At 71.4% G+C, this 10899-nt stretch carries 10 protein-coding genes; 3 read left to right on the forward strand and 7 right to left on the reverse strand.

Annotated elements, in window-relative coordinates; translation table 11 throughout:
- On the reverse strand, nt 1-326 hold a 326-nt coding region (locus AOK08_RS39990; RefSeq protein WP_055535248.1), incomplete at its 3' end, for a GntR family transcriptional regulator.
- Nucleotides 327-397: 71 nt separating this feature from the next.
- Here AOK08_RS39990 and AOK08_RS39995 point away from each other — a divergent pair.
- The gene (locus tag AOK08_RS39995) at nt 398-1327 is read left to right on the forward strand and encodes a GNAT family N-acetyltransferase (protein ID WP_055535235.1); all 930 of its coding nucleotides are present in this window, start codon (nt 398-400) and stop codon (nt 1325-1327) included.
- The gene (locus AOK08_RS40000) at nt 1308-1802 is read left to right on the forward strand and encodes a ribonuclease FAU-1 family protein (RefSeq protein WP_055535237.1); all 495 of its coding nucleotides are present in this window, start codon (nt 1308-1310) and stop codon (nt 1800-1802) included. Before AOK08_RS39995 ends, AOK08_RS40000 begins: the two co-directional genes overlap by 20 nt.
- A 30-nt stretch (nt 1803-1832) precedes the next feature.
- On the opposite strand, the gene AOK08_RS40005 is transcribed toward AOK08_RS40000, so the two are convergent.
- Nucleotides 1833-2465: a class I SAM-dependent methyltransferase gene (locus AOK08_RS40005; RefSeq protein WP_079054559.1), complete on the reverse strand. Its 633-nt coding sequence runs from the start codon at nt 2463-2465 to the stop codon at nt 1833-1835.
- A gap of 137 nt (nt 2466-2602) precedes the next feature.
- Between AOK08_RS40005 and AOK08_RS48605 the strand changes: the two genes are divergently transcribed.
- On the forward strand, nt 2603-2737 hold the full coding sequence (locus AOK08_RS48605; RefSeq protein ID WP_107101167.1) for a hypothetical protein: 135 nt from the start codon (nt 2603-2605) through the stop codon (nt 2735-2737).
- A 42-nt stretch (nt 2738-2779) separates the two neighbouring features.
- Here AOK08_RS48605 and AOK08_RS40010 read toward each other — a convergent pair whose 3' ends face one another.
- From AOK08_RS40010 to AOK08_RS40030, 5 genes are all read right to left on the reverse strand, one after another.
- Nucleotides 2780-3703: an esterase/lipase family protein gene (locus AOK08_RS40010; RefSeq protein ID WP_055535238.1), complete on the reverse strand. Its 924-nt coding sequence runs from the start codon at nt 3701-3703 to the stop codon at nt 2780-2782.
- Between the two features lie 235 nt (nt 3704-3938).
- The gene (locus AOK08_RS40015) at nt 3939-5030 is read right to left on the reverse strand and encodes a DNA polymerase Y family protein (protein WP_241827302.1); all 1092 of its coding nucleotides are present in this window, start codon (nt 5028-5030) and stop codon (nt 3939-3941) included.
- Nucleotides 5027-8482 (reverse strand): DNA polymerase III subunit alpha, encoded by a 3456-nt coding sequence (locus AOK08_RS40020; RefSeq protein ID WP_055535242.1) that lies wholly within the window; start codon nt 8480-8482, stop codon nt 5027-5029. Before AOK08_RS40020 ends, AOK08_RS40015 begins: the two co-directional genes overlap by 4 nt.
- A gap of 416 nt (nt 8483-8898) precedes the next feature.
- Complete coding sequence (locus AOK08_RS40025) at nt 8899-9807, reverse strand: S1 family peptidase (protein WP_055535244.1); 909 nt, start codon at nt 9805-9807, stop codon at nt 8899-8901.
- Nucleotides 9808-10042: 235 nt separating this feature from the next.
- Nucleotides 10043-10858 carry a DUF1684 domain-containing protein gene (locus AOK08_RS40030; RefSeq protein WP_055535246.1) on the reverse strand — a complete coding sequence of 272 codons (816 nt, stop codon included), beginning with the start codon at nt 10856-10858 and terminating at the stop codon, nt 10043-10045.
- Nucleotides 10859-10899 lie beyond the last annotated feature (41 nt).

Consider the following 10899-nt stretch of genomic DNA (forward strand, 5'->3'; position numbering starts at 1 on the left):
AGCGCCGCCCCCTCCCCCAGCCCAAGCCTCCGAACCCGCTCCGCGTAAGCCTGCGCGGCAGACGCCGCCTCCTTCTCCGCCGCTTGCCCCGCGGCAGCGACAAACGTCCCGTTGCGCCCCCGCGTCTCGATCACCCCGTCCGACTCCAACGCCCGATACGCCTTGGCGACCGTGTTGGCGGCAAGCCCGAGCGACTCGGCAAGCCCCCGCACGGTCGGCAGCCGGTACCCCACCGGCAGTGTCCCGGCCAGGGCCTGCTCGGAGATCTGGGCGCGCACCTGCTCGTAGGGCGGCGCGCTGTCGTCGATGCGGATCTTCAGGGTCACGCTGCGATTGTCCCGCACGGGCCGGAAAATAGGAGGCACCCACCACGTCTGCCCACGTAGCGTCCGAGCTCATGACAGTGACCGTCCGCGCCCTCCACCCCGAGGACGCCGCCGGCGTCGAGGCCTTCGCCCACGTCCGGCATCTCGCCCTCCCCTGCTTTCTGCTCACGCCGGAGGCGCTCGCGTACGACATCACGCACGCCCACCCCGACGCCCACTTCCGGGCGCTCGTCGCCGAGGACGACGGCGAGGTGATCGGCACCGCCCAGACCGGGGTCGTCCACGACAGCCCGGAGCCGGGCCAGGGCTTCCTCAACGTGTACGTGCACCCGGATCGCACGCGGCGCGGCGCGGGCTCACAGCTGGTCCGCGTCGCCGAGCGGCACCTCGCAGCCGCAGGAGTGACCAGGTCCTTCGCTTGGCTGCTGGACGCCCCCGGAAACCGCGCCTTCGCCGAGCACCACGGCTACAGCTCCAGCCGGACCTCGCACTTCCGCCGCCTGGACCTGGCCAACGGCAAGCTGCCCCCGCTCCAGGACCCCCGGCCCGGCGTCGAACTCCGCACGGGCACCGACTTCGCCACCGACCCGCGCCCGCTGTTCGACCTGGACGCGGAGACGCTGTCGGACGAACCGAGCGATGTCTCCTACGAGTTCACGGACTACGAGGCCTGGCTCCGGGAAACCTGGCGGCACCCGATGACCAGCCCCGAGCTGACCTCGGTCGCGCTCGTGGACGGCCGCCCCGCCGCGTTCAGTCTGGCCCGCACCGACGGCGGCACCCGCTACGGCACCATGATGACCGGCACCGCCCGCGACTTCCGGGGCCGCGGCCTCGCGAAACTCGCCAAGAACGACTCCCTGCACCGAGCGCGCGCCGCCGGGTACACGGAGGCCCTGACCGGCAACGACGCCGGGAACGGCCCGATGATCGCGATCAACGACTGGTTCGGATACGAGATCTGCGCGACGGAGGTGCGGTATGTCCGCGAACTCGCCTGAAACCACGGTGACCGTCGTCCTGGTCAAGGCCGGCCGCACGAAGATCGGTTACCCCGCCGAACTGCTCCACGACGACGGCACCCGCCTCACCGTCCGCGCCCCCTGGGCCGGCGCCGGAGTCCGCGACTTCGGCTTCGTCCGCTTCGAGCCCGGTGACGTGTTCACGGAGTACTACTGGCGGGACCGCTGGTACTCCGTGAAGGAGGTCCGGGACGCGACGGGCGCGCTGAAGGGCTGGTACTGCGACATCGCCCGCCCGGCCACGCTCGTCGGCACCGACCTGGTCGTCGAGGATCTCGACCTGGACCTGTGGCGCTCCGCCGACGGCACGGACGTACGACGACTGGACGAGGACGAGTTCGAGGAGAGCGGACTGGCCGAGGCCGACCCGCGGGCCGCGTCCGCCGCGATGGCGGCCCTGGACGAGCTGGAGACACTGGCACGCGAGGGCGGCTTCGAGGCCCTGCTCACCTGAACGCACCGATGCCGCCACGGGGCTACGGGGCTACGGGCGGGCCAGTACGGCGTACCGCTCGTCCTCGACCTCGCGCCCCCACAGCTGCGCATCACCGGACAGCCGTTCGACACGCACATCCCCGGCGAGGGGCGCGAGCAGCGCGGTGAGCGTGTCGGCGGGTATCCCGACCGGGCTGACCGTCCCCCACACGCCCTCGACCAGCACCAGCCGCCCGCCGGCCCGGAGCAGTCCCCGCCAGTGGCGAAGCACGCGCGCGGGGTCGGGCAGCGACCACAGAACGTGCCGTACGAGCACGACGTCGAAGCGCTCCTCGCCCACCGGGGGCGCCGCCGCGTCACCGACGAGGAACACCGCGGGGCGGCCGGCCAGCTTGCTCCGGGCGTGCTCGACCATCGCCCCGGACGCGTCCACACCGGTGACGCGGTGCCCCTGTTCGGACGCGAGGAGCGACAGGCTGCCGGTGCCGCAGCCCAGGTCGAGGACATCGGCCGGGCGGTCCGGCAGCCAGGAGCGCAGCCGGGCCGCCCAGGCCTCGCGTACGAGCGGTTCGCGCAGGCCGTGATCAGGCTGGTCGTCGAAGGTGGCCGCCTCCGCGTCCCAGTCGATTCCGGTCATGCCGATTCCGGTCTTGTCGATGTCGGTCATGTCGAAGTCGGTCATGGGGCCAAGAGTGACACCCGCCACTGACAATCGAATCGTGACGGCCGCCACTGACAGACCGGCGCCGATGAGTCACCCTCCCGGAAATGGTCTGCCTCCGTGAAAGCGCGGAATCAGGTGGACCGAAGGAGGCAGCCATGCGCCGCGTAACCGTGCAGAAGCCCCTGAAGAAGTCCGACTCCCGCCGGGTGCGGGAGAAGACGGACGAGCGCCCCACCGAGCGTCCCGAGGTCCGCAAGGACATCGCACGCACCTGGTGGCCGGACGGCTGAGACCATCCGGCCACAGCCGAGCCGGACAACAGCCGGCCGGAGTCAGCCGACCGCCGACAGACAGGTGGTGGCGGTGGCGTGCGCCGGGTCCAGGGCGTTCGTCACCTCGTGGAACGCGATCCGGTCGAGCAGCCCGAGTGCGGCGTGCTCGGAGATGTCCAGCGGGCACAGGTCCTGGATCAGGACGTTGTGCACGCCGGGGCCGCTCAGGAACTGGCTCCGGTACGGCGTGACCACCTCGTCGTACCGGGTGGCGAGCACCGTGTAGCGGACCCCGGGGACGGTGTCACCGCCCGCGTTGAGCCTGGCCAGGAAGGCCGACCCGGCCACCTGGTCGGCGAGGGCGGGGGTGGCCGTGGAGATCAGGTCCTCGGCCCCGGGGAAGTACCTCAGCAGCTTGGTGAGGCCGTTCAGAGTGGTGCCGTGGTTGCTGGGCGCGATTCCGACGAAGGTGTGCACCTCCGCGGCGCCGCCGAGAAACTTGAGGTAGTAGCGGGGCATCATGCCGCCCTGCGAGTGCCCGACGAGGTCGGTCTCGGCGGCACCGGTCGCGGCGAGCACCTTGTCGACGAAGGCGGCGAGCTGCTCGGCCGACCTGTCGATGGGGCCGAGGCCGTGGAAGAGGGGTACGCCGGGCAGTTGGCCGTAGTCGAACGAGAAGACGCAGTAGCCGCGGTTCACCAGATACGGCGCGAGGGTGAGCCAGTTGTCCACCCCGTTGGCGAAGGTGCCGTGCACGAGGACGACCGGGCGCGGATGAGCGGCGGACGGCGTGCAGGAGTAGTCGTTCCAGCCCCTGCCGGAACCGGACTCCGATCGCGCTCGGGCCTGCTTTTCGACCTGCTTTTCGACCTGCGTCTCGGTCCGCGTTTCCGCTTGCGCGGTGGCCACGGCGGGCACGGCGGTGACCGCGACGGCCAGCAGCAGTGCGGCGAGGGGTCTGAGTACACGCTTCCAGGGCAGCATCGAGTGATCTCCTTGCGGCTCAAGGGAGTTGCGACGGCTCTACGCCCCGTGATCCGGATCACTGGATGTCGTTCACCCGTAAAGTTACGGGCGAGTAGCGCAACGAGGGAAGTTACACGTCGGTAAAAAATCTCCCCTCCGTCCGGAGTCATGATAAAGAGCCGACACGATCGACCAACCGTCAGACACACGGAAGTTGACGCCCCGTCAGTTGCACCCCGTCAGTTACGGCCCGTCAGTTACGGCCCTCAACTGGAACCACAGCCGGTGCGGCCGACGCAGCCGACGCGACCGACGCGGCCAGCACGGCCGGACGCACCGCCTCCGGCCCGAACCGCCGCCGGGCGCGGTCCCCTGCGGATTCGGCGGCGCGGGCACGGGCGTCGCCGGGGTCCAGGGAGAGCTGGCGGTAGGAACTGTCGGCCGGCACCAGTGCGTCGGCGCGGATCACGAAGGCGCGGACGCGTGCCCGCTGCAACCCGAGGGCGTTCAGCAGACCCAGGGCGGCCGAGGTGAGCGCGGGCGAGTGATCGGTGGGTTCCGGCAGCACACGGGTACGAGTGGTGGAGCTGCGGTCTGCGTACCGGACCGTGAGGGTGAGCCGGCCGGCGGTCCGCCGTTCGCCGCGCAGGCGCCCGCCGATCCGGTCGGCGAGTCCCAGGACCGCCCGGTGGTGCCGTGCCGGGTCCAGGCAGTCGCGGTCCAGCACCAGGTCGGCGACCAGGTGCGCCGCCGGTTCCGCAGGGATGACCGGACGGGGGTCGTACCCCCGCGCCCGCTCGGCCAGCAGCCTGGCGGGGCCGGCGCCGAGGAGTCGTTGCAGGGTTCCCGCCGGCAGGCCGACGACCTGACCGACGGTGTGCAGTCCGTATCCGCCGAGCAGCTCCGTCGTGGTGCGTCCGATCCCGGGCAGCGCGGCGACCGGCCTCGGCCCCAGCCAGTCGGCGGCCTGTTCGGCGGGCACCCAGGTGGTCTCGCCGGGCGCGGAGGCGTCCGCCGCCATCGCCGCGAGCATGCGGTTGCCGGCGAGCCCGGCGCTGCAGTCGATGCCGTACAGGCCCTTGAGCCTGAGCATCACCATCTGGACGACGTCATAGGGGGACTTGTCGAAGTAGCGGAGCGCGGAGGTCAGGTCGAGCTGTACGGCGTTCGGCGGGACGGTCTGGACGTGCGGCGTAATATCGGACGCCAGTTCGATAATGGTGTCGTGATCGGCCTCGGTCAGTGCGGCATGCAGGTGGAGGTGCGCGATGTGCCGCTGCCGTGCACTCGTCCCGCCCATTCCGCCCATTCCGCCCAGCCCGTCCGTCCCGTCCGTCCCGCTCATCCCGCGCTCCCCGGGCTTCGGTGGCCGAACTTCTTCAGGTCGGCCGAACGGGTGCCGGCGGGCTGGAGGTCGGCGTACGGGTGCAGGCGGGCGCCGGTGGTGCCGTTGGGCAGGGTGCGGTGCGGCTGGGCGGGTGTCGGGTGCGGGCGTGCGGCGCCGAGGAGGGCGAGGGCGGCCTGGGGGCCGTTGTCACGACGCGCCGTGGCGATCTCGTCCAGGTCCCAGGCCATGGAGCCGACGACGGTACGGCGGGTGCCGCGCACCTGGACCGTGCCGCGTACGAGGAGCAGGCCGCTGTGGAAGACGGTGTACGCGCACGCCGGATGCGAGTCCTCGAAGAAGGCCAGGTCGACCAGGCCCGATCCGTCCTCCAGCGTCACGAAGATGACCCGCTTGCCGCTGGCGATCGGCGGGGTCTGGGTGGAGGCCCGTACCCCGGCGACCAGGACCTGCCGGCCGGCCCGCAGCCCGGCCAGATGGGCCGCGTCGGTCGCGCCGATCTCGCGCAGGAGGCGGTGGTGGTGCTCCATCAGATGCCTGGAGACGTCGATGCCGAGGGTGCTCAGCTCGGCGCTGAGTGCCTCACGTCCGGTCATCTCGGGCAGCCCGCTCGGCTCCACTCCGCCCACCGCCCCCGTGTCGATGGGCAGCTGACCCGAACCCGCGTTCCGGTTGCGGGACTGCCGGTGCAGCTCGGCGATCTGGAGCAGCAGGTCGCGCCGGGTGAGGCGGCCGTCGTGGAGACAGTCCAGGGCGCCGATCCCGGCGAGGCGTTCGGCGACCGGTCTGCTGGGCCGGCCCCGCTGCCAGAAGTCCGACAGCGATCCGTACGGCTGCCCCTCCTCGATCCGGGCACACTCCTCCTCGCCGATCCCGCGCACCCCGGACAGCGCGAGCCGCACGCCCCACTCCTCCTGCTCGGTCATCTCCACGGTGTGCCTCACCCGGGAGCGGTTGATGTCGACGGGCAGGATCTGTACGCCGCCCCGGCGGGCGTCGGCGACCAGGACCCGCTTGGGCCACATACCGGGGTCGTGTTCCAGGAGGCCTGCCAGCAGGAACGCGGGGTAGTGCGCCTTGAGCCAGGCGCTCTGGAGGGCGGGTACGGCGAACGCGACCGCGTGGGCGCGGCAGAAGCCGTACGCGCCGAAGGCCTCGACGGTCCTCCAGACCTCGTCCCGGACGGCCGCGCTGTAGCCACGCGCGCGTGCCCGCTGGTGGAACCAGTCCCTGATCCTGGGAAGCCGCTCCTTGTCGCCGAGGGCCCGCCGGGTGATCTCCGCGTAGGCCCGGTCGCAGCCGGTCAGCACACGGAGGGTCTCGATGATCTGCTCGTGCCAGATGGTCACGCCGTAGGTGTCGGCGAGCACCGGTTCGAGGTCCGGGTGGGCGTACACCGGTGTGCCGCCGTGGCGGGCGGCGATGTACCGCTCGGGCATGCCCCCGGCGACCGGGCCCGGGCGGAAGAGGCTGATGTCGGCGATCACGTCCTGCACATCGCGGGGCTGGAGCCGGGACAGCAGATCCTGCTGGCCCGGCGACTCCAGCTGGAACAGACCCAGCGTCCGGCTCTCCTGGATGAGCTTGAACGCGAAGACGTCGTCGAGCGGGACCTGCCCGGGGTCGTCGAGGTCGATGCGGTTGCCGGTGGCGCGTTCGATCTCGGTGACGGCGTGGGCCATCGCGGACTGCATCCGTACGCCAAGGACGTCGAGCTTGATGTTGCCCAGCGCCTCGATCTCCTCCTTCGCCGCCATGGCCATGGGGTAGTCGCCCTGTGGCGTGGGCTGGACCGGCAGCCGGTCCAGGAGGGTGGCGTCGCTGATGACGACCCCGCAGGGGTGCATGGCCATGCCGTGGACCAGGGAGTCGAGGCCTTCCGCCAGCTCCCACAGCGGTCCGTACCGGTGCGCCTCGCCCGCCAGCTGCCGCAGTTCCGGCAGTTCGGCGAGGGCGCTGGTGATGTCCGAGGCGCGCAGGTGCGGGAAGCTCTTGGCGATCCGGTCGATGTCGGCGGGTGCGATGCCGAGCGCGAGACCGGTGTCCCGCAGCGCCCGGCGCGCCCGGTAGGTCTCGGGCATGGCGGTGACCGCGACCCGTTCCCTGCCGAACCGTTCGAAGATCGCGTCGTAGCACTCCAGGCGCCGGGCGGACTCCACGTCGATGTCGATGTCGGGCAGCGTGTCCCGGCGCACGCTGAGAAAGCGTTCGAACAGCAGGCGATGGTCGAGCGGGTTCGCGGTGGCGATGTCCAGGGCGTGGCAGACCAGTGAACCGGCGCCCGAGCCACGGGCGGCGACCCGGATGCCCAGCTCCCGGATGTCGGCCACGACCTGGCCGACGGCGAGGAAGTACGAGTCGTGGCCCAGCGTGGAGATCACCCCGAGTTCCTCGGCCAGCCGGTCGAGCGCCTCCCGGTCGTGGTCGAGGCCGCGCCGGGCCAGCCCCTCCTCGCACCGCCGGCGCAGCAACCGCGCGGCTCCGTCCGTTCGCGGCCCGGCGCCGAAGAGCGAGGGCTCCGGGAAGTGCCGGATACCGAGCCCGAGGTCCGCCGCCGGGTCGAGGCGGCACGCGTCCGCCGTGGCCACGGTGTCCGCCATCAGACGACGGGCCCTTCGTACATCCGTTCCGGCGCCCTCGGTGACCATCCGCGCGACGACCGCCATGTCCCGCTCACCCTTGAGCCACCGCTGTCCGCCGTCCAGATACCGCCGGTCGACGGGCCGCAGCAGACGCGCGGCGTCCAGGACGTCGGCAAGGCGGTGCTGGTCGGGGTCGGCGTAGCGGACGGCGTTGGTGAGGACGGCGGGGGTACGGGTGCGGTCGGCCAGGGCGAGGGTACGGGCGGCCAGACGGAGGGATCCCGGACCGATGCCGGAACGTTTCTGCGCAACGACTTCCAACCGGACCCCCTCCCCGAAGACCTCCTTCCACGGCGCCAGCAACCGCACCGCGACGTCCTCCCGGCCCACCGACAGCGCCCGCACCGGCTCCGAGAGCGGGCCGAGCAGCACGGTCAGACCGGGGCCGCCGTACTCACGCAGCGCCTCCCACGGCACGACCACCGGTGCCGCCCCGGACGCCGTACCGACGTGCGCGGCCGAGGTGATCCGGCACAGCCGTGCCCATCCGGCCCGGTCCCGCGCGAGCAGCGTGAACCGCAGCGGCGGCTCGACCACATGGGCGCCGCCGCGCACGGGGGTACGGCGCCGCCGGTCCGGGGGCGGCGGCGCGAGGGCGGCCACCGCCAGGTCGACGCCGAAGACCGGCCGGACCCCTTCCTTCGCACAGGCCTGGGCGAACCGCACGACGCCGGTGACCGTGTCCCGGTCGGTGAGCGCCAGCGCCCCCATGCCGCGCTCGGCGGCCCGCCGGGCGAGTTGCTCGGGGTGGGAGGCGCCGTACCGGGCGGAGTAACCGGACGCGACGTGCAGATGGGCGAAGCCCGTCATGCCGCACCTCCATCACTCCACCCCTTTTCGGCCACCCAATCGATCATCAGTTCGATGATCGACCTATAGCGATTCGCACTTCCGTTCGATTGATTCGTTCACTCTAGCCCCATCGGCCCCGGTCAGCGACCTGATCATGGACGTCTGCGGACGATCGACCGGGCGGCCGTAGGCCGTGGGCGCCGCCGCCGTCCCCTCCGTACGGCCTTGCGAACGGCGGAAACCCGCCGCCCTCGAAGAGCAAAGGGAGAGCCCCCGCACGCGAGTCGCGTACGAGGGCTCTCCTGTCTGCTGCCGGCCGCGGGTCGGGCCGTGCGGAAACCGATGACACCGGCCCGGCCCGGTCCGCTCCGGAAGGCCTCCGGAAGATTTCCAGAAGACCTCTGGAAGACCTCTGGAAGACCTCTGGAAGACCTCTAGAAGACGCTGACGCCGTAGGCGTTCAGGGCCTCCACGACGGGCTGGAAGAAGGTCGTGCCACCGGAGGAGCAGTCGCCGCTGCCGCCCGATGTCAGGCCGTAGGCGACGCCACTGTTGGAGTAGAGCGGGCCGCCGGAGTCGCCGGGCTCGGCGCAGACCGTGGTCTGGATCATGCCGTAGACGATGTCGCCGCCGCCATAGTTGACGGTCGCGTTCAGCGCGGTGACCCGGCCGCTGTGGATGCCGGTGGTGGAACCGCGACGGTAGACCGTGGTGTTCACGGACGGAGTGGCGGCGCTGGTGATGTCGACACTGCCGACGGTGCCCGAGATCGAGCTCGTGGGGTAGCTGCTCGCGTACTTGACGATCCCGTAGTCGTTCGTCGGGAAGCTGGAGCCCGCCGTCGCGCCGAGCAGCGTCGTACGGCTGGAGTTGGACCACCAGTTGCCCGCGCCGTCGGTGCAGTGACCTGCGGTCAGGAAGTAGTAGGTGGAGCCGCTGCGGACATTGAAGCCCAGGGAGCAGCGCCAGCCACTCGCATAGATGGCGTCGCCGCCGGAGATCAGCTTGCTGAACCTGCCCGGGGTCCTCTTGATGGTGATGGCGCCGGCGGTGGTGCCCGCCTGGCGCTTGATCTTCCAGATCTCCGCCCTGGAGACCGTGCTGTCGGCGGTGACGACAACGCGGTTCGTGCCGGCGTCGACGGCCCAGGCGGTGCCCGGGATGTCGGCCTTGAGCACGGAGTCGCTCGCCTGGGCGAGCTCGGCGGTACTGAACGTGGTGTCGTCGGCGGCGTTCGCGCTGGGGATCGCGATGGCGGCCATGGCCACGAGTCCGGTGCTGACGGCGATCAGCCGGGTCCGTCTCGCGATGCCACTGCGGGGGGTGGTGCGCTTGATCCTCACTTGTCGTTCCTCCACATGGGAAGTCGGGGGCCCGCGTGGGGTCGGGGCCCGTGAGGCGCAGTCGGAGCCACGCCGCCCGGAATCCGGTCGTCCGGATTCCGGACATGCTGTGACCCTGACAAGCGCTGGGTTGGGAGTATTCGGCCGTTCGACCGGTCGACGCAAGGGCGCCTTTCGGCCTCAACTTGTTCAACCCCCGTACAATCCATAGGGGTTGATCAAGAGTCATGGTGTTCTAACGAAGGTCACGCTCCCCTGCGACTACCGCGACGCCCAGCGTATTGCCCGGCGGCGGGAAGGGGCAGACGAAGTGGTCGGCGAACGCACACGGTGGAAGCAGGGACCGGTTGAAGTCCACCGTTGTGCGCCCCTCCGCGTCCGGGGCCACCGGGCGCAGGAATCGGAAGCGGTAACTGCCGTCACCGCTGGTGGAGTCGGCGAAGACGGCCCACAGCGCGCCGTCCTTCTCGACGGTCACACGCAGCGTGTGTTCCCGCCCGTCGAGCGAGAACGTCAGTTCACCGCCGAGCCCGAGCCCGCGCTCCCGCCCGTCCGCGTTCGCGACCCGCACGGTGCGCGGTTCGTCGTACGGCGTGAACCGGCCGGGTACCGACCAGCGCGGGTCGTACGGGGTCGCCGCGATGCCCTTGAACGCGGTACGTGTCTCCGTGCCGGGGTCGAAGTCACGCACACCCCAGCTGCCTTCACGCACCAGTACGACCAGGCGTCGCTCACCGACACCGACCCGGGCCGCGCCCGCCGGACCGGCGTCGGCGGTCAGCCGGACCTCCCCGGCGAAGGGCTCACCGTCGAGCGTCAGCCCGTCCGTGGCACCGGCGGCCAGGACGACCGCGTCACCGTCGGCCGTCCACCGGCCGGGGACGGCCGGAAGCCCGCCGTCCGGAAAGTCCTCGAGCCAGTGCGTACCGGCGAGGGCGAGGGGACCGTAGGGCGCCGACACCGTCTCGATACGCCGTTCGTGCCACGCCTGCCATGCCTGCCACGCCTCGGCCCCCTCCCCGTCCCCGGCCCTGTGCCGGTCCCCCGTCATGAACCCCGCTCCGGAACCCGCACCTGAACTCGCCCCGGAAC

Origin of the sequence: Streptomyces graminilatus (genome assembly GCF_001418565.1) — a bacterium.
In the GTDB taxonomy this organism is placed as follows: Bacteria; Actinomycetota; Actinomycetes; order Streptomycetales; family Streptomycetaceae; genus Streptomyces; species Streptomyces graminilatus.